At 68.0% G+C, this 18,465-nt stretch carries 12 protein-coding genes and 2 pseudogenes; 11 read left to right on the forward strand and 3 right to left on the reverse strand.

Translation table 11 applies throughout. The features are described 5' to 3' along the window. Nucleotides 1-49 precede the first annotated feature (49 nt). Nucleotides 50-418: a hypothetical protein gene (locus MARPU_RS08355; RefSeq protein ID WP_005223955.1), complete on the reverse strand. Its 369-nt coding sequence runs from the start codon at nucleotides 416-418 to the stop codon at nucleotides 50-52. Between the two features lie 274 nt (nucleotides 419-692). On the opposite strand from MARPU_RS08355, the gene glgX reads away from it, so the two are divergent. From glgX to zwf, 3 genes are read left to right on the forward strand one after another with little or no spacing between them, the layout of a single operon-like run. Further along, a complete protein-coding gene (gene glgX / locus MARPU_RS08360) occupies nucleotides 693-2,771 on the forward strand; it encodes a glycogen debranching protein GlgX (RefSeq protein WP_005223956.1) in 2,079 nt (692 codons plus the stop codon). A gap of 26 nt (nucleotides 2,772-2,797) precedes the next feature. After that, a complete protein-coding gene (gene gnd / locus MARPU_RS08365; protein WP_005223957.1) occupies nucleotides 2,798-3,811 on the forward strand; it encodes a phosphogluconate dehydrogenase (NAD(+)-dependent, decarboxylating) in 1,014 nt (337 codons plus the stop codon). A gap of 28 nt (nucleotides 3,812-3,839) precedes the next feature. After that, on the forward strand, nucleotides 3,840-5,387 hold the full coding sequence (gene zwf, locus MARPU_RS08370; protein WP_005223958.1) for a glucose-6-phosphate dehydrogenase: 1,548 nt from the start codon (nucleotides 3,840-3,842) through the stop codon (nucleotides 5,385-5,387). A 249-nt stretch (nucleotides 5,388-5,636) separates the two neighbouring features. Here the strand turns inward: zwf and MARPU_RS18150 are convergent. Next, nucleotides 5,637-5,819: pseudogene (locus MARPU_RS18150) on the reverse strand (IS3 family transposase); the annotation flags it as partial. A 102-nt stretch (nucleotides 5,820-5,921) separates the two neighbouring features. On the opposite strand from MARPU_RS18150, the gene MARPU_RS08375 reads away from it, so the two are divergent. The 3 genes and pseudogenes from MARPU_RS08375 (at nucleotide 5,922) to MARPU_RS08385 (ending at nucleotide 9,753) form a co-directional block, all read left to right on the forward strand. Next, entirely contained in the window at nucleotides 5,922-7,124 is a 1,203-nt protein-coding gene (locus tag MARPU_RS08375) for an SEFIR domain-containing protein (protein ID WP_005223959.1), read from the forward strand. Then, complete coding sequence (locus MARPU_RS17975) at nucleotides 7,121-8,557, forward strand: tetratricopeptide repeat protein (RefSeq protein WP_051415142.1); 1,437 nt, start codon at nucleotides 7,121-7,123, stop codon at nucleotides 8,555-8,557. The genes MARPU_RS08375 and MARPU_RS17975 overlap by 4 nt, the downstream gene beginning before the upstream one ends. A gap of 70 nt (nucleotides 8,558-8,627) precedes the next feature. Next, nucleotides 8,628-9,753 (forward strand): annotated as a pseudogene (locus MARPU_RS08385) (IS701 family transposase). Between the two features lie 171 nt (nucleotides 9,754-9,924). Here MARPU_RS08385 and MARPU_RS17100 read toward each other — a convergent pair. Beyond that, a protein-coding gene (locus MARPU_RS17100) for an IS5 family transposase (RefSeq protein WP_156929247.1) occupies nucleotides 9,925-10,781 on the reverse strand; the annotation gives its coding sequence in 2 pieces (ribosomal slippage) (nucleotides 9,925-10,439 and nucleotides 10,439-10,781; 858 coding nt in all). Nucleotides 10,782-10,882: 101 nt separating this feature from the next. Between MARPU_RS17100 and MARPU_RS08395 the strand changes: the two genes are divergently transcribed. The 5 genes from MARPU_RS08395 to MARPU_RS08415 all read left to right on the forward strand — a co-directional run bounded on the left by MARPU_RS08395 (nucleotide 10,883) and on the right by MARPU_RS08415 (nucleotide 18,220). Continuing rightward, nucleotides 10,883-11,809: a tetratricopeptide repeat protein gene (locus tag MARPU_RS08395; protein ID WP_051415143.1), complete on the forward strand. Its 927-nt coding sequence runs from the start codon at nucleotides 10,883-10,885 to the stop codon at nucleotides 11,807-11,809. Nucleotides 11,810-11,953: 144 nt separating this feature from the next. Beyond that, the gene (prpF, locus tag MARPU_RS08400) at nucleotides 11,954-13,129 is read left to right on the forward strand and encodes a 2-methylaconitate cis-trans isomerase PrpF (protein ID WP_005225092.1); all 1,176 of its coding nucleotides are present in this window, start codon (nucleotides 11,954-11,956) and stop codon (nucleotides 13,127-13,129) included. Between the two features lie 258 nt (nucleotides 13,130-13,387). Further along, nucleotides 13,388-14,326, forward strand: a complete 939-nt coding sequence (locus MARPU_RS08405; protein ID WP_005225093.1) for an ABC transporter ATP-binding protein — start codon at nucleotides 13,388-13,390, stop codon at nucleotides 14,324-14,326. Then, complete coding sequence (locus MARPU_RS08410) at nucleotides 14,319-17,213, forward strand: Gldg family protein (protein WP_005225094.1); 2,895 nt, start codon at nucleotides 14,319-14,321, stop codon at nucleotides 17,211-17,213. The genes MARPU_RS08405 and MARPU_RS08410 overlap by 8 nt, the downstream gene beginning before the upstream one ends. Then, on the forward strand, nucleotides 17,210-18,220 hold the full coding sequence (locus tag MARPU_RS08415; protein ID WP_005225095.1) for a DUF4340 domain-containing protein: 1,011 nt from the start codon (nucleotides 17,210-17,212) through the stop codon (nucleotides 18,218-18,220). Before MARPU_RS08410 ends, MARPU_RS08415 begins: the two co-directional genes overlap by 4 nt. Nucleotides 18,221-18,465: the final 245 nt, after the last annotated feature.

The raw sequence follows: 18,465 nt of genomic DNA on the forward strand, positions 1-18,465 counted from the left end.
CTGAATCGGCACGGGATCGATCGAGACCCCGCGATGGATCGGGTCGGTGTCAGTCGGTCCGCGGTGGACGCAGCAGATGCTCGGGGTCGTGCAGGTAGAAGTGCACGGGGGGACGCGGCCGATGTACCGCGCCACGGTCGGCGAGCTGCAGCGGCAGGGTCGTCGGTGGCGCCTGCAGCACGCCGAGGGTGAGCGCCAGCGCGCACTTGGCACAGTCGAGGGGGGTTCCCCCGCCCCCGTGCGCAGTGGGTTGTTGGTCGATCCCGCCTGCGGGCTGGGGGTGGCCGGGACAACCGATCTCGGCGGCGGGCGCACCGAAGTGAAGACAGTCGAGCGCGCGTGCGGCCACCGTCTGCGCCTGGAGGGCGAGCAGACAGAGCACCAGCAGCGGAAGGAGCGCGTGCCTGGATCGGTTCATGTCTTTTTAATTATCGCCCGGGCGCATCTTTTTCAATCTGACCCCTTCGTATCGAGCGAACTTCCTCATCAGGGTCTAGACTTCAAGACGCCGGACCGATCAATCGGGACGGATTGCAAAGAGCGGCGGGACACTGCTCCGCAGCGCTGGGATGCGACCGCCCTCGAGCGGAACCGAGAGCAGCCCCGAAGGAAGCAGACAGGCAGCCAGGACCATTGCGCCGGTGACGACCGGGAGGGGCCGAGCAGCAGTGATCAAACGCAGGAGCCGTACCATGACGCGACACAAATCTTCCGTGCAACCCGGTGTCTGGGACAACACCGGCGCAACCCCCATGGAGGGCGGCGTCAATTTCTGCGTCTTCTCGCGCTACGCCGAGTCCATCGAGCTGCTGCTGTTCGATCAAGCCGACGGCACCGAACCCGACGAGGTGATCGCGCTCGATCCCAGGGTCAACCGCACTTTCTTCTTCTGGCACGTCTTCGTCGAAGACCTGCCCGACGGAACCTATTACAACTGGCGGGTACGAGGCAGTTGCGACACCCGCGATACCGGCTGTCGGCTCGACGGCGACAAGGCGCTGCTCGACCCCTGGGCGACTACGGTCAGCGACCTGCTGTGGGACCGCGCCACCGCCTGCCGGCCGGGCGACAACACCGCCACCGCGATGCGCGCCCAGGTGGTGCGCGACCGCTACGACTGGGAGGGAGACCATCCGCTGCACATCCCGCTCAACGCCTCGGTGATCTACGAGATGCACGTCGGTGGCTTCACCCGCCACCCCTCCTCCGGGGTGGTGCACCCGGGGAGCTTCCTCGGCGTAATCGAGAAGATCCCCTATCTGCAGTCGCTCGGCATCACCCATGTCGAGTTGATGCCGGTGATGGCCTTCGACACCCAGGACGTGCCCCCGGCGACCGCCGCACGCGGGCTGGAGAACTTCTGGGGTTACAGCACCCACAGCTATTTCGCCCCCCATCCGGGCTTTGCCGTCGATGTCAGTCAGGCCCGCGACGAGTTCCGCAACCTGGTCAAGGCGCTGCATCGCGCCGGCATCGGGGTGATCATGGACGTGGTCTTCAACCACACCGCCGAGGGCGGCCAGGACGGTCCGACCATCAGCTTCAAGGCGCTCGGCAACGAGATGTACTATCACCTCGACTTCATCGACCGGCGCCGCTATCGCGACTACACCGGCTGCGGCAACACCCTCAACTGCAACCACCCGATCGTCACCCGCTTCCTCATCGACTCGCTGCTCTACTGGACCCGCGAGATGCATGTCGACGGCTTCCGTTTCGATCTCGCCAGCGCACTGGCCCGGGGCGAGGACGGCAACCCGCAGTACCACGCCCCGGTGCTCTGGGCCATCGAGCTGTCGCCCTCGCTCAACCGCGTCCACATCATCGCCGAGGCCTGGGACGCCGTCGGGCTCTATCAGGTCGGCGACTTCCCCGGCTACCGCTGGGCGGAATGGAACGGACGCTATCGCGACGTGATCCGCGGCTTCGTGCGCGGCGACCCCGGGCTGGTGGCCGAGGTCGCCACCCGCATCGCCGGCTCCAGCGATCTCTACGAGAGCCGCGCCCGGCTGCCGACCAACAGCATCAACTTCGTCTCCTGTCACGACGGTTTCAGCCTCTACGACCTGGTCAGCTACGATCACAAGCACAACGAGGCCAACGGTGAGGACAACCGCGACGGCCATGACCACAACCTGAGCTGGAACTGCGGCGTCGAGGGCCCCACCGACGACCCCGCCATCCTCGCCCTGCGCCGGCGTCAGGCGCGCAACTTCATCGCCATCCTGATGCTCAGCCAGGGGGTGCCGATGCTCCACGCCGGTGACGAGCTGCTGCGCACCAAGCAGGGCAACAACAACACCTACTGCCAGAACAACCCGCTCGGCTGGATCGACTGGCGCATGCACGACGACAGCGCCGCCATGCTCGACTTCGTACGCGCCATGATCGCGCTACGCCGCCGTCACCCGGCGCTGTGTCGCAACCGCTTCCTCACCGGCGAGCGCGCACCCGGACACGCCCTGCCCGACATCCGCTGGCACGGGGTCGGACTCGAACAGCCGAACTGGGACGCGCCCGGCAACCACGCCCTCGCCTTCACCCTCGACGGACTTGAAGAGGGCGAGTCGCCCCTGCATGTGATGCTCAACATGGGCAATGAGCCGCTCGAGTTCGCGCTGCCGCCGATCGCCGGCATGACCTGGTACCTGGCGCTGGACACCGCCCGCGAACCCTGGGTGTTCGACCCCGGCGCGCAACCGCCGATCGAACGACCCCGACTCGAGGTTGAGGCGCACGGCGTGGTGGTGCTCGAGGGCTTCTTCCACTGATCACGACTGCCAACGGAGGCGCAACGATGCAACTCGGAATGATCGGACTCGGCCGCATGGGCGCGAACATGGTGCAGCGACTGCTCGCCGCCGGCCACCAGTGCGTGGTCTACGATCGCGACCCGGCGGCGGTCGCCGCCCTGGTCGAGCACGGCGCGAGCGGCGCGGCGGACATCGCCGAGCTGTGCGCCCAACTCGCCCCCCCCCGCCATGTCTGGATCATGGTCCCGGCGAGCGTGGTCGACTCGGTGATCGACGTGCTCGAACCCCAGCTCGCGGCGGGGGATGCGATCATCGACGGCGGCAACTCCAACTACCGCGACGACATCGCCCATGCCGCGCGGCTCGCGCCTGCGGGCATCCACTTCATCGACTGCGGCACCAGCGGCGGGGTGTGGGGGCGCGAGCGCGGCTACTGCCTGATGGTCGGCGGCGCGGCCGAGGCCGTCGCCCGACTCGAACCCATCCTCGCCGATCTTGCCCCCGGCGCCGGCGACATCCCCCGCACCGCCGGACGCGAGGGCCCGCCGCGCGGCGCCGAACTGGGCTATCTCCACTGCGGGCCGAGCGGCGCCGGACACTTCGTCAAGATGGTCCACAACGGTATCGAATACGCCCTCATGGCCGCCTATGCCGAGGGCTTCAACCTGCTGCGCCACGCCGGCGCCGGGCGCGCCGAGCGCGCCACCGACGCCGAGACCGCACCCCTGGCCAACCCCGAGCACTACCAGTACGACATCGACCTGGCCGAGGTCGCCGAGCTGTGGCGACGCGGCAGCGTGGTCTCCTCCTGGCTGCTCGATCTCACCGCCAACGCGCTCGCCGAGGACGCCGAACTCGGCAACTTCAGCGGACGGGTGTCGGACTCCGGCGAGGGACGCTGGACCAGCATCGCCGCGATCGAGACCGGCACCCCGACCCCGCTGCTCACCACCGCGCTCTACGAGCGCTTCAACTCCCAGGGCGAGGCGGAATTCGCCAATCGCATCCTCTCAGCGATGCGCTACCAGTTCGGCGGTCACCACGAGAAGTCCGCCTGAGCGCCCCGCCCATCAAGGAGCGATTCCCATGCAACAACGACTGACCTCCGACAACGCCCCGCCGGCGCCGCCGAACGTGATGATCATCTTCGGCGCCGGTGGCGACCTCACCCGGCGCAAGCTGGTCCCGGCGCTCTACCACCTCTCGCGCGGCGGGCTGCTGCCCGAGACCTTCGCGGTGCTCGGGGTCGACCGCCTCGAACTCGACGACGTGGCCTTCCGCGACCGCATGGCCGAGGCGGTACGCAACCACGTCGGCGCGGCCTGGGATCAGGACGTCTGGGAGCGGCTGTGCGAGCGCATCCACTACATGCGCTGCAACATCACCGAGCGCGAAAGCTATGTCGCGCTCTGCGAGCGCCTCACCCGCATCGACGCCGAGCGCGGCACCGACGGCAACTATCTGTTCTATCTCGCGGTGCCACCGGCGTTGTTCGGCGACATCACCCGGCTGCTCGGCGCCGTCGGCCTCACCACCGAGACCCCGGACGACTGGCGCCGGGTGATCATCGAGAAGCCCTTCGGCGACGACCTGGAGTCGGCCCAGGCGCTCAACCGCATGCTCCACCAGAACCTCGACGAGGAGCAGATCTATCGCATCGATCATTACCTCGGCAAGGAGACGGTGCAGAACATCATGGTGTTCCGCTTCGCCAACGCCTTCATCGAACCGCTGTGGAACCGCCAGCACATCGATCACGTGCAGATCACCGTGGCCGAGTCCGTCGGGGTCGAACACCGCGGCGAGTACTACGACAAGGCCGGCGCGCTGCGCGACATGATCCCCAACCACCTGCTGGTGCTGCTCGGCTTCCTGGCGATGGAACCGCCCAACTCGTTCGACTCCGAGGCGGTACGCGACGAGATCAACAAGGTGCTCGACGCGCTCCAGCCGCTCACCCCGGAACAGGTCCTCACCCACGCCGTGCGCGGTCAATACGGCGAGGGGCTGATGCCGAGCGGCGAGCGGGTGCCGGCCTACCGCTCCTCGCCCGGGGTGGCGCCCAACTCGCGCACCGAGACCTTCGCCGCGCTCAAGCTCACCATGGACAACTGGCGCTGGGCCGGGGTGCCCTTCTATCTGCGCACCGGCAAGCGACTCAACGCCCAGTACACCGAGGTCGTCATCCAGTTCAAGCGCGCCCCCAAGATCATGTTCAAGGACACCGATGTCGACCAGCTCGACCCCGACATGCTGGTGCTGCGCATCCAGCCCAACGAGGGCATCCAGATGAGCTTCGGCGCCAAGGTCCCGGGACCCAAGATGCGCGTCGGCACCGTCAACATGGACTTTTGCTACGCCGACTACTTCGGCAACGCCCCGGCCACCGGCTACGAGACCCTGATCTACGATTGCATGCACGGTGACGCCACCCTGTTCAAGCACGCCGACACCGTCGAGAAGGGCTGGGAGATCGTCGAGTCGGTACAGGACGTGTGGTCCGCGCTACCGGCGCGCGACTTCCCCAACTACGCCGCCGGCACCTGGGGCCCCGCCGCCGCCGGCGACCTGCTGCGCAACGACGGCCGACGCTGGCGCCGCATCCTCACGCCTGGAGCCGATCAAACGAGTTGAGCACCAGCGCCGTAGGTTGGGTTGCCCACCGATGCGCCGTCCCTGCGATGGCGCGATAGCCATTGAGCGATGGGCAACCCAACAGCCGCGAGGGCCTTTCTCCGGCATCAACGTCATGAGATTGAAGATGCGATCGCTCATGCCGCTGCTCAGCGCATTGCTTATGAAGTCGGCCGACCATTGCAGATTGGGACGGATCGGTTGCACCAGCGGTTGCGGCGGGCGGAGCGCCCAGAGCCGCTTGCGCCGACGCTGCAGATTGAGCTTGAGCGCGCAATACACCCGCCAGACCCGCTTGTGGTTCCAGGGATGTCCGGCGCGGCGTAGCCGCACATAGCGCTTGCGGAACCCGGCGTATGGATGGCGCTCGGCCAGCGCGTTCAGCGCCTTGATCAGCGGCCCATCGTCACGCGGGCGCCCCCTTCCCTGAATACTTTGATGCGATAGCCCTGGTCGTGACGCGACCCATTTGGGGCATGCGAATCATCGGACGCACGATTATCATTCCGAGGAAACGACAGCCAGGGATCGCCTATGCGCGGCAGTGATTCGTTATCCCACCCACCACGGATCTTCATTAGCTACGCCCAGTACGACGCCGACCATACGGCGCGGGTGCTTGAACTCGCCTATGCGCTCGCGACGGACGGCCTGGCCGTTGAGCTGGACCAGTTTCATCGTCATGAGCTCATCGACTGGCCCCGCTGGTGCGCGGAACGCCTCGATCCGGCCAACACCGACTTCGTGCTGATGGTCTGCAGCCTAGAGTACCGTCGGCGCATCGAGGGGCAGATTGCGCACGACGTGGGTCGCGGCGTGTTCTGGGAAGGCGATCTGATCTACGGTAGTTTGTATCGAGCAAAAGCCAACGAGCGCTTCGTTCTGGTCCTGCTCGACGATACACCGGAGAACGCCTTGCCGCCGGTGGTTGCCAGCTGGAACCGATTCCGCCTGCACCGTTTCGGGATTGAGACCGGCGATCAAGGGTACGAGGCGCTCTACCGGCTTCTCACCGGCCAGCCTACCACCGCCAAGCCGAGCCTCGGGCCTCTCAAGCGACTGCCACCACGCCCGGCTCCCGCCGCACATCGGCCAGGACCTGACGTAGCCGAGATGGCGCCAACACGAGGCGCCGCAGTGCTCGTGGACTCCGCCGCATTATCCCGCGGAGTCTGGATCTTCGGCAGCTTGCTGCTGCTCTTCCTCGTCGCCGTCTTCACCTTCGCACCCGCGAGCTTGCCCGAGTACAAGCAGCGCATCCTGGCGCTCTGTGCGGCGTTGCTCGCCGGCTTGCTCGGCTGGTTTCTGAGCGGGGAGATTGGACTGCGCCTCGACGCACTGGCCTCCCGGTTCGGCGATCTCGCCGTACGCGCAAGCGGCGGGCTGGCCTTGTTCGTTCTGGTGCTGGGCTGGTGGCTCAGCCCCTTGGCACCGGTAGCCTCGAGCCAGTCATCTATAGAGAACGGCTACCCGCCCCCCCTGATGCAGCCACAAGCCTTGGCCGGAACCATCCGCAATGCCCACTCGGGGGCGCCTCTATCAGGGGTGCAGGTCTCACTCGCAGCTTACGGACTCACTGTCGAGAGCGATGCGCTCGGCCGCTTCCGCTTGCAGGTCGAAAAACCCGATCAGACCAGCGTCGAGCTCATGGCCCGCAAGCCCGGCTATCAAGTCCACGAGCAATACGCGACTCTCGGTAACACCAGTTTGGATATAGACCTCAAGGAGACACCATGACCCACTCGCACCGTCTTTCACTCCTGCTTCTATCCCTGCTGAGCCCAGCGTTGTGCGTGGCCGGAATCACCTTGAAGGGTCGTGTCGTGCTGGTTGGCTCCCAGGATGAACTCACGCCCGCCGAGGGTGTCATGGTCACCCTAGAGGAAACCGGCGACAGCGAGCGCACCAAGGCCGGAGGACTCTTCAATCTCCCCTTGCCGGAGGCCTTCCGGCCGGGAGAGCGGATCACCCTCCAGATCACCAAGGACGACTGGCGAATCCAATACCCGCTCGATGGCGAGCTCCGGGTACCGAACAGCCGCGAGCGTCAACGAATCGATGTGCGACTGCTCCCGGTCGGGTCCAAGAAATGGTGGTCAGACGATCGGATCGAAAAGTTGATCGCCGACATGGCTGCACAAGCCAGGGAGCAGATCACTCCAGACGCGGCGCAACCGAAGCCTGACTTCGGGCGTTACATCCAAGAATGGGCGACGCAGTACGGCTTCAGCCTCGAGCAGGCCCAAGCCGAGATCGCCCGCTGGGCCACCGAGGTCGAGCAGCACCAGGACGATCTCTACAAACTCGGCCTGGCCGCCTTTGCCGAGAAGCACTTTGGCCGCGCGCAGCAGCTCTTTCGCGACTCGGCGGCCACCAATGTCGAGCGGATGCGCCAAAGCGAGGAGCGGATTGCCGCCGAGCAGGAACAACGCGAGCACTTCCGCGAGATGGCGATCCGCGATTATCGTCTGGAAGGAGACGCGGCCTACAACAACTATGCCTTCGCCCCGGCGTTCGAGGCGTACGAGAACGCGCTCGCCCTCACGAATCTTGACCAACGGCCACAACAATGGGCCGAGGTGATCATGGATGTCGCCAAGGCGCACTATGCGATCGGCATCCGTACCCGCGGAGCGGAGGTGCAGGAACATTTAAGCGAGGCCGTCGCCGCCTACCGCGCAGCCCTAGAGGTCTACACCCGCGCGCAGCTGCCGCAGCAGTGGGCGACCACCCAGAACAACCTCGGCACCGCGCTCCAAGAGCAAGGCACGCGCACCGGCCGGGAGGCCGGGCAGCGACTGCTCGCCGAGGCCGTCGGCCGCCTACCGCGCAGCCCTAGAGGTCTACACCCGCGCGCAGCTGCCGCAGCAGTGGGCGACCACCCAGAACAACCTCGGCACCGCGCTCCAAGAGCAAGGCACGCGCACCGGCGGGGAGGCCGGGCAGCGACTGCTCGCCGAGGCCGTCGCCGCCTACCGCGCAGCCCTAGAGGTCTACACCCGCGCGCAGCTGCCGCAGGACTGGGCCATGACCCAGAACAACCTCGGCAACGCGCTCCAAGAGCAAGGCACGCGCACCGGCGGGGAGGCCGGGCAGCGACTGCTCGCCGAGGCCGTCGCCGCCTACCGCGCAGCCCTACTACTACAGCCGCATATTTTTTTGTGTTGTGATATGTGGACTCAACGGCTTGGTTTTCAAACAACATGAAGTACAGCGAGGTCGTCTGGCTGGGAGACGGAACTGGACAGGATCCATCAGCGCCTGGCGGCGTGTTTTCGTCGTCCTGAGCCGCGCGCCCGAGCGCGGGGTTATCTGCAAGGGCTGCTGACGACAGTGCCACGCAAGAACGGTTGGCAGCTGGCCGAAACCTTGGGCGAACGGCGCCCGGACGGGGTGCAGCGCCTGCTCAACACGGCACGCTGGGACGCCCGAGGCGGCGCGCGAGGTGCTGCGTGCCTATGTCGTCGAGGCGCTGGGCGACGCCGAGGCGGTGCTGATCGTCGATGAGACCGGTTTCTTGAAGAAGGGCACGCACTCGGTGGGGGTGCAGCGCCAGTACAGCGGCACGGCGGGCCGGGTCGAGAACAGTCAGATCGGGGTGTTTCTGTGTTACGCCAGCCGGCACGGCGCGGCCTTCATCGATCGGGCGCTGTACCTGCCCAAATGTTGGGCGAATGACCCCGCACGCTGCGCCGAGGCCGGCGTCCCGGAGCAGGCACGCCGCTTCCAGACCAAACCAGCCCTGGCGCGTACGATGCTCGAGCGCGCACTCGATGCCGGGGTACCTTGTGGCTGGGTGACGGGCGATGCCGTCTACGGTAAGGATCGCAAGCTGCGCCTGTGGCTCGAGGCGCGCCAACAGCCCTTCGTGCTCGCCGTGGCGGGCAATGAACCGGTGTGGTTCGATGGCCCGCAGACCCATCGTGTCGCGGCACTGGCCAAGGCGCTGCCAGAGACGGCCTGGCAGCGCCACGCCGTCGGCGCCGGGAGCAAGGGCGCGCGCACCTTCGAGTGGGCCTGGGTGCCGCTGTGGCGCCTGCAGCTCAGCGCCGAGGAGCGCGCCTGGGGGCATTGGCTGGTGGTGCGGCGCAACTGCAACCGCCCCGAGGAGCGGGCCTACTACATCGCCTTCGCGCCCCGCGCCGAGGCCACACTCGAGCGCCTGGCCAAGGTCGCCGGGCAGCGCTGGGCGATCGAGGTCGGCTTCGAGCTGGCCAAGCAGCAGTGTGGGCTCGACGAGTATGAGGTGCGCCGCTGGCCGGCTTGGCATCGCCATATCACCCTTGCGCTGCTGGCCCATGCCTGCCTCGTCGTGCTGCAACGACGGGCGAAAAAGGGGGCGCTGTCGCCGGGCGGATCGCACTGACCGCCCCCTGAGATCCGGCACCTGCTCGAGGCGCTGTTGTGGCGCGAACGCGCCCCGCCTGATGCTGTCATCGCCTGGTCGGATTGGCGACGACGACATCAGGCGCGGGCCAGGGTCTGTCATTATCGAGCGCGAGGGGCTGGGCCGCCATAATGATGTGCGGCTGTAGTACTACGTTTTGTACGAAAAGTAATGCCTGAGGCATCTACGGATGCAAGCAAGCGTGAACATTGCCGAGAAACTGGCCGCCAACTTGTCGTAACGGGTGGCGATTCGTCGGCAGGACTTGAGCCAGCCGAACAACCGCTCGATGACGTTGCGTTTGCGATAGCTGGGCTTATTGAGTATCCGAGGACGGCCAGGCCTGGGCTTGCGCACGCCCTGGCGCTGCGGGATCACCGGACGGATGCCGCGCCGATCGCAATAGCGGCGTAAGTCGTCGGCATCGTAGCCCTTGTCGGCGAGCAGTTGGCGGCAACGGGTGCGCGGACGACCTCGATGAGCGCTGGGCAAGCGGACCTGATCGAGCAGCGGTTGGGCATGGCGAATGTCGCTGTGCTGGCCTGGGGAGAGCAGAAAGCTCAAGGGAACGCCCTTGGCATCGCAGAGCAGGTGGATCTTGGTCGTCAGGCCGCCGCGACTGCGCCCGAGCGCATGGCTCAGCGGCTCCTGCGGCCCCCCTTTTTTCCGCCGCCAGCGGCGGCGCGCGTGGCACGGATCGAGGTCGAGTCGATCATCCAGGTCTCCAGATCGATCAGCCCATCCTCGCGCAACCGGATGTGCAACCGCTCCAGGACCTTGGTGAAGGTGCCGTCGTCACGCCAGTCGCGAAACCGCTGGTAGACCGTCGACCAGGGACCGAAGCGCTCAGGCAGGTCGCGCCACGCCGCACCCGAGCACAGCACCCAGAAGATGCCGTTGAGCATCAGGCGGTCATCGCGGCGTGGGCGACCGGTACGCTGCGGACGGGAAAACAGATCGGCGATCAGCTCCCAGGCCTCTTCTGGGAGTTCGTAACGTCTCGACATCTGGCCTCTGCTCCTGCAAGAACGAGGTCAGTGTATCAAGCAGGGTTTTCGTACAAAACGTAGAGGTCTACACCCGCGCGCAGCTGCCGCAGGACTGGGCCATGACCCAGAACAACCTCGGCAACGCGCTCCAAGAGCAAGGCACGCGCACCGGCGGGGAGGCCGGGCAGCGACTGCTCGCCGAGGCCGTCGCCGCCTACCGCGCAGCCCTAGAGGTCTACACCCGCGCGCAGCTGCCGCAGCAGTGGGCGACCACCCAGAACAACCTCGGCACCGCGCTCCAAGAGCAAGGCACGCGCACCGGCGGGGAGGCCGGGCAGCGACTGCTCGCCGAGGCCGTCGCCGCCTACCGCGCAGCCCTAGAGGTCTTCAGCTTGGAGCACACGGCTCCTTACTGGGTGCAAACGACGCGCAATCTGACCGCTACACTTCTGCACCTGGGTGATCTACCGGGCCTGGCGGCCGCGATCGAGGATCTCCTTCGCGCCGAGCCCGACAATGTCAAGCTGTACATTGTGGCTCTGTCCATCTACCACGAGATCTTGTTCGACTTTCCGGCTGCGGAACGCGTAAGCAAGGTTTGGGTGGAGCGGCATGCCTATGATCTCAGCGCGCGAAGCAAACTCGCAGAGGCGCTTCTCACGGTGGGCCGTTTGGAGGAGGCGGTCGCCGCTTTGGAAGGCCTGTTGTCGCAACAATCCAACGGAGAAACTCCCGTTGAAGGTGTGCTCGATCCCGACACGGAGCTGGCCTTGCGCCTGCTGGAGATCATTGCGAATAGTGGGCTTGGAGCCAAAGCGGCTTTGGCTGGTGCCCGAAACGAAGCCCATACCTTGCTGCTTGGCCAACCGGACAGCTTCGCAGTCGGTTGGAGCTTTCAGGGCACCCGGCACTTTGTCGCAACGGATCCGGCGTTCGAGGCCGAGCGAGATCAACTCCTGGCGCTCTTGGACGCGGCCGGAAAGGATCGGGACACCTTGTTGTCAGCATTGCATGGAATTGCCGTCGAGCCTATTGCTGACGAGTAATTTTCTCGGTGTGGGCACCCTGCGTGCCTAGCCTATGCGGCAGCCCAACCTACGGGCCTGGGAGTTGGTCGCTAAAGGCTGGCGGCTCGCGGACGCCGCGTGGACAATCGCACGATCGTCCAGTCCAGCCAAGGAGTTCCGCCGATGTCCGATCCCACCCGCCCCCGTCACGCCCAGCGGCGTGTTCCCGCCGTGTGGATGCGCGGCGGTACCAGCAAGGGGGTGTTCTTCCACGCCGCCGACCTGCCCACCGATCCTGCCGAGCGCGATGCTTTGCTGCTGCGCGCGCTCGGTAGCCCCGATCCCTACGGCCAGCAGATCGACGGGCTCGGCGGTGCCACCTCGAGCACCAGCAAGGTCGTGCTGATCGCCCCTTCCGAGCGCCCGGACTGCGATGTCGACTATCGCTTCGGCCATGTCTCGATCACCGACCCGGTGATCGACTACAGCGGCAACTGCGGCAACCTCACCGCCGCCGTCGGTCCCTTTGCGATCGAGGAGGGGCTGGTCCGCGCCCAGGAGGGGGTGACCGAGGTGCGTATCTGGCAGGCGAATATCGGCAAGCGGATCATCGCCCGGGTGCCGGTACGCGACGGCGAGCCCGTGGTCGACGGCGACTTCCGGCTCGACGGCGTGCCCTGGCCGGGCGCGGCGGTGGAGCTGAGCTTTCTCGACCCCGGTGGCTCGGCCGAGGCGCCGCTGCTACCCACCGGTCGGGCGTGCGAGCAGATCGAGGTCCCCGGGGTCGGCGTCCTCGCGGTCAGTCTGATCAACGCCGGAAACCCCACGATATTCGTGCGCGCGGCCGATCTCGGGCTCGACGGGCGCGAGCAGCGCGCGACGATCGACGGCGACCCCGCGCTGCTCGACCGGCTCGAACGCATCCGCGCCCACTGCGCGGTGCGCATGGGGTTGGGCGAGACGCCCGAGGCGGTGAGCCGCGCGCGACCGGCCACCCCCAAGCTCGCCTGGGTCGCGCCCGCCGCCGATTATCGCGACTCGACCGGCGCCAGCGTTCCGGCCACGCGTTGCGACCTGCTCGCCCGTATCCTCTCGATGGGGCGGCTGCACCACGCCTTCACCGGCACCGGCGCGGTGGCGCTGGCGGTCGCCGCCGCCCTCCCCGGCACCCTGGTCAACGCCCTCACCCCCTGGGCCGGCGAGCACGGCGTGCGCCATGTGCGTATCGGTCACCCCGCCGGGGTGCTGGAGGTCGGTGCCGAGGTGGTGCCCGCGGACGCGGGTTGGACGGCGCGCCGCGCGATCATGCGACGCAGCGCGCGGCGGTTGATGGAGGGCCGGGTGTTGGTGCCCTGGTGAGGGGCCAGGGCCAGTCGGGGGCTGCAGCGGCTCGGTTCGCCGTCGACGGCGGGGCCGGATTCGATCGATCCGCCAGGCATCGCCCACCGGCGCCAGCGACGGACCGAACTGCTTTCGATGGTTTCGCGCCCGATTGGTTCCGTTGCGTCCACGATCATGCGAGAACCCTTGCGGATACCGGGTCGATTGCGGTGAAATTCACGCCTTGCCGCCAGCGCGCGGCACCCATCTTCGCAACTCCATCACCGAGGTTTGACCATGATCGAGGTTCGCGAGCTCAGTCGCAATTACGGCGAGCTGCAAGCGGTCAGGGAGGTGTCGTTCTCCATCGACCGTGGCGAGATCGTCGGGCTGCTCGGCCACAACGGCGCGGGCAAGACCACCATCATGAAGATGCTGACCGGCTTCCTCGAACCGAGCGCGGGACAGATCCGCGTCGACGGGCTCGACATCGCCGCGCAGCGTCGCGCGATCCAGCGGCGCATCGGCTATCTCCCCGAGAACTGCCCGCTGCCGCCCGAGCTGACGGTGATCGAGGCGCTCGACTACCAGGCCGCGCTGCGCGGCATCGCCACCGCCGAGCGCCCGCGGATGATCCGCCGCGCGATCGAGCGCACCGCGCTCGGCGCCAAGGCCGGAGCGACCATCGCCACCCTCTCGCGCGGTTATCGCCAGCGCCTCGGCGTCGCCCAGGCGATCCTCCACGAGCCGGGCATCCTCATCCTCGACGAGCCCACCAACGGGCTCGACCCGGCGCAGATCCAGCACATGCGCGATCTGGTGCGCGAACTCGCCCGCGAGGCGACGGTGATCCTCTCGACCCACATCCTCCAGGAGGTCGAGGCGGTCTGTCATCGGGTGCTGATCATGCACGGCGGCCGCCTCGCGCTCGATCGGCCGCTGGCCGGCATCGGCGGCGCGCCGCGTCTGATGGTCAGCCTCGACCGGGGCCCCGACGAGGCGCGCCCGGCGCTCGTCGAGCTGGCCGGGGTCGAGGCGGTCGAGCACCTCGGCGGCGAGGGCGGACGCCATCGCTACGCCCTCACCACCGCCGATCCCGACGCCACCGCGCCGAGCGTCGCCGCCGCCATCACCGCGCGCGACTGGCCGCTCCACGCGCTCGCCCCCGAGCGTCACGACCTCGAGGCGCTGTTCGGCGCCGTCACCCAGCGGCCCGTGGAGGTGCATCATGGCTGAGACCCTGCGCGTGGCCCGCCGCGAGCTGGCGGCCTTCTTCGGCTCGCCGGTGGCCTATCTCTTCATCGGCGGCTTCCTCGCCGTCTGTCTGTTCGTCTTCTTCTGGGTCGATGCCTTCTTCGCCCGCAACATCGCCGACGTGCGACCGCTGTTCGAGTGGATGCCGATCCTGCTGATCTTCCTCAGCGCCGCGCTGACCATGCGGCTGTGGAGCGAGGAGCGCCGCGCCGGCACGCTCGAAACCCTGCTCACCCTGCCGGTGCCGCTCTACCGGCTGGTGCTCGGCAAGTTCCTCGCCGCGCTCGCGCTGGTCGCCGTGGCCCTGGCGCTGACCCTGCCGCTGCCGCTCACCGTCGCGCTGCTCGGCCCGCTCGACTGGGGCCCGGTGTTCGGCGCCTATCTCGCCACCCTGCTGCTGGCGGCGGCTTATCTCGCGATCGGGCTGTTCGTCTCGGCGCGCACCGACAACCCGATCGTCGCGCTGATCGGCGCGACCCTGATCTGCGCCCTCTTCTACCTGATCGGCGCCGAGACCCTGACCGGGCTGTTCGGCCACGGCGGCGGCGAGCTGCTGCGCCTGCTCGGCACCGGGGCGCGCTTCGACTCCATCACCCGCGGGGTGATCGACCTGCGCGATCTCGCCTACTACCTGAGCATCGTCGGCGTCTTCCTCGCCCTCACCGTCCACAGCCTGGAGCGGCTGCGCTGGGCCGAGGACGAGGCCAACCCGCGTCATCACCGGCGCTGGCGGCTGGTCACTATGCTGGTGGTGGCCAACCTGGTGGCCGCCAACCTGTGGCTCAACGCCATCGGCAACGCCCGCGTCGACCTCACCGAGGGGCGGATCTACTCGATCTCCGAGCCCACCCGCAACTATCTCGCCCAGCTCCAGGAGCCGTTGCTGATCCGCGGCTACTTCAGCGCCGAGACCCATCCGCTGCTCGCCCCGCTGGTGCCGCAACTGCGCGACCTGCTGCGCGAGATCGAGATCGCCGGCGGCGATCGGGTGCGGGTCGAGTTCGTCGACCCCAAGGACCACCCCGAACTCGAACGCGAGGCCGGCGAGCGCTACGGCATCCACCCGGTCGCCTTCCAGAGCGCCGATCGCTACCAGACCTCGGTGGTCAACTCCTACTTCGACCTGCTGGTGCAGTACGGCGATCAGTACCAGACGCTCGGCTTCCAGGACCTGATCGAGGTGAAGGTGCGCGGCGAGTCCGACCTGGAGGTGCGGCTGCGCAACCCCGAGTACGACATCGCCCGCACCATCAAGAAGGTGCTCTACGGCTATCGCGGCGGCGCCGACGTGTTCGCCGGGCTGACCACGCCGGTGACGCTCGAGGCCTTCGTCTCCGCCCCCGAGCGCCTGCCCGAGCCGTTGCCGGCGCTGCGCGAGGATCTGGAATCGGTGCTCGCCGAGTTCGCCGCGCGCGCCGACGGGCGCTTCGACTACCGCATCAGCGACCCGGACGCCGGCGACGGCGCCCTGGCCGAGCGCATCGCCAGCGAGTACGGCTTCGAGCCGCTGGTGGTCAGCCTGCTCGACCCGACGCCCTTCTACTTCTACATGATCGTGCGCGCCGGCGAGCAGGTGATCCCGGTGCCGCTGCCCGAGTCGCTCGACCGCGCCGGGCTCGACCGCACCATCACCGCCGCGGTCAAGCGCTTCGCCCCGGGGATGCTGCGCACCCTGGCGCTCTACACCCCGCAGCAAGGCCCCAACCGCTTCGGCATGCCCGGTGCCGGCGGTCCCGGCTACAGCCTGCTGCGCGAGCGGTTGCGCGAGGGCTTCAACCTCGTCGACACCGATCTCGGCAGCGGCCAGGTCCCCGAGACCACCGACCTGCTGCTGGTGATCGCCCCCGAGTCGCTCGATGAGCGCCAGCGTTTCGCCATCGACCAGTTCCTGATGCAGGGCGGCACCGTGATCCTCGCCGCCTCGCGCTTCGACGTCGATCTCGGCGGCGGCTCGATCGGCGCCCGGCGCATCGACACCGGGCTGGAGGACTGGCTCGCCCATCACGGCATCACCCTGGAGCCGAGCCTGGTGCTCGACCCGCGCAACACCCCCTTCCCGATCCCGGTGCAGCGCGACATCGGCGGCTTCCTGGTCGAGGAGATCCAGACCCTCGACTATCCCTACTTCCCCGACGTGCGCGACGACGGGCTCGATGCCGACTCCGGCATCACCGCCAATCTCGGCTGGATCACCATGAACTGGACCTCGCCGATCACCCTCGATGCCGAGGCCGCGACCGGGCGGCGGGTGACGCGCCTGCTGGAGAGTTCGGATCGGGCCTGGAGCAGCGACTCAGAGGAGATGCAGCCGGACTTCGACGCCCACGGCGCGCTCGGCTTCGCCCGCGGCGAGGACCGCGGCCGCAAGCTCCTCGCCGTCGCCCTCGAGGGTCGCTTCGACTCGCCCTTCGCCGGTCGGCCCTCGCCGCTGCTCGAAGGCAGCGACGACGACACGGCGACCGACGAGGCCGAGACCGAGGACGCCGCGCCGGTGATCTCGGGCGTGGTCGACAGCTCGCCGGCCTCGGCGCGGCTGATCCTGATCGGCTCGTCGAGCTTCCTCACCGACACCGCCATCGGGCTCGCCACCGACGCCACCCAGACCCACTATCTCAAGCCGGTCGAACTGATCCAGAACGCCGTCGAGTGGTCGCTGGAGGACCGGGGGCTACTCGCGCTGCGCGGTCGCGGCCAGTTCAGCCGCACCCTGGCGCCGCTCGACCAGCAGGCACGGGTGTTCTGGGAGGCCATCAACTATCTCGCCGCCCTCGCCGGGCTGGCACTGGTCTATTGGCTGCATCGGATGGCCCGGCGGCGGCGCGCCCGCGCCGCGGCGGCCATCCTCGCCAGCGGAGGTGAAGCACGATGACAACGGCCATCGACATGCGTTGGCGCGCCGATCTGCGCGCGCCCGTGGTGATCGCGCTGGGCGCGTTCCTGGCGCTGCAACTGCTCCTCGCCCTGATCCTCGGGCTCGGCGGCGCCGGGGTCGGCGCCCCCGCCCCGAGCGGCGCGGCGCTCTTCGACCTCGACCCCGAGGCCGTCGCGCGGGTGAGCATCGCGGGCCCCGACGACAGCGAGCCGCTGGTGCTCGAACGCGGCGAGGACGGCTGGACCCTCGCCAGCCTCGGCGACGTGCCGGTGCGCGAGGGTCAGGTCGCGCGCCTGCTCGACACCCTGGGCGAACTGCGCCGCACCCCGCCGATCGCCACCAGCGACGCGGCCCTGGCACGCTTCCGCGTCGCCGACGACACCTTCGAGCGACGGCTGGTACTCGCCGACCAGGGCGGCGAGCCGCTCGTCACCCTCTATGCCGGCGACTCGCCCGGCTACCGCCGGCTGTTCGCCCGCCCCGCCGGAGAGACGGCGGTGCTCGACCTGCCGCTCGCCCTCGCCGATCTCTCCAACCGCGCCGAGGACTGGATCGACACCGGGCTGCTGCGCGTCGAGCCGGAGCAGATCACCGCCATCGCCGGTGACGGCTGGCGGGTCGCGCGCGACGGCGAGGGCTGGCAACTGGAGGGCGCGACCGAGGGCCGCAGCGCCGACCAGCACGCCATCGACACCCTGGTACGCAGCGTCGCCAACCTCGGCTATCGCACCCTGCTCGATGCCGGGACCGAGTCCGCGCACGGGCTCGACCAGCCGGTGCTCGAACTCGACCTCACCCTGGAGACGGGCACGCGTCACTACCGTATCGGCGCACTCGACGACGGCGACTACGCGCTACGGAGCGACCACCTGCCCCATGTCTTCCGGCTCTCGCGCTACGACCTCGGCGAGCTGCTCGAGCTGGAGGCCGATGACCTGACGGTCGTCCAGGAGGGGGCGACTCCGGCGGAGACCGAGTCAGCGGCACCCGCACAGCTGAACTGAGCCGGTCGGCGACTTGGCCGAGTTGCCGCATTCGGCAACCTGACACCTGATGATCGACCTTGACCGCCCTCGGGAAACCGAGGGCGGTTTTTCTTTTCATGTCATGGCATGGATGTCAGATCATCCGTCCACGACCGTTGCCGATGTATCGTTAGCACGCTGAGTAGCCGCACGCCCCACACCCGCGTGACCACTCCCCCATCACCGCACCAGCAATGGACCGGGCAAAGCAACGCGTGTCCGGT

This window comes from Marichromatium purpuratum 984 (genome assembly GCF_000224005.2).
Classification (GTDB): Bacteria; Pseudomonadota; Gammaproteobacteria; order Chromatiales; family Chromatiaceae; genus Marichromatium; species Marichromatium purpuratum.

Coding starts and splice junctions, on each gene's coding strand:
- MARPU_RS17975 (WP_051415142.1), top strand. CDS start 7,121: ATGACCCACTCGCACCGTCTTTCACTCCTGCTTCTATCCCTGCTGAGC.
- gnd (WP_005223957.1), top strand. CDS start 2,798: ATGCAACTCGGAATGATCGGACTCGGCCGCATGGGCGCGAACATGGTG.
- MARPU_RS08410 (WP_005225094.1), top strand. CDS start 14,319: ATGGCTGAGACCCTGCGCGTGGCCCGCCGCGAGCTGGCGGCCTTCTTC.
- glgX (WP_005223956.1), top strand. CDS start 693: ATGACGCGACACAAATCTTCCGTGCAACCCGGTGTCTGGGACAACACC.
- MARPU_RS08355 (WP_005223955.1), bottom strand. CDS start 418: ATGAACCGATCCAGGCACGCGCTCCTTCCGCTGCTGGTGCTCTGTCTG.
- prpF (WP_005225092.1), top strand. CDS start 11,954: ATGTCCGATCCCACCCGCCCCCGTCACGCCCAGCGGCGTGTTCCCGCC.
- MARPU_RS08395 (WP_051415143.1), top strand. CDS start 10,883: ATGACCCAGAACAACCTCGGCAACGCGCTCCAAGAGCAAGGCACGCGC.
- zwf (WP_005223958.1), top strand. CDS start 3,840: ATGCAACAACGACTGACCTCCGACAACGCCCCGCCGGCGCCGCCGAAC.
- MARPU_RS08415 (WP_005225095.1), top strand. CDS start 17,210: ATGACAACGGCCATCGACATGCGTTGGCGCGCCGATCTGCGCGCGCCC.
- MARPU_RS08405 (WP_005225093.1), top strand. CDS start 13,388: ATGATCGAGGTTCGCGAGCTCAGTCGCAATTACGGCGAGCTGCAAGCG.
- MARPU_RS08375 (WP_005223959.1), top strand. CDS start 5,922: ATGCGCGGCAGTGATTCGTTATCCCACCCACCACGGATCTTCATTAGC.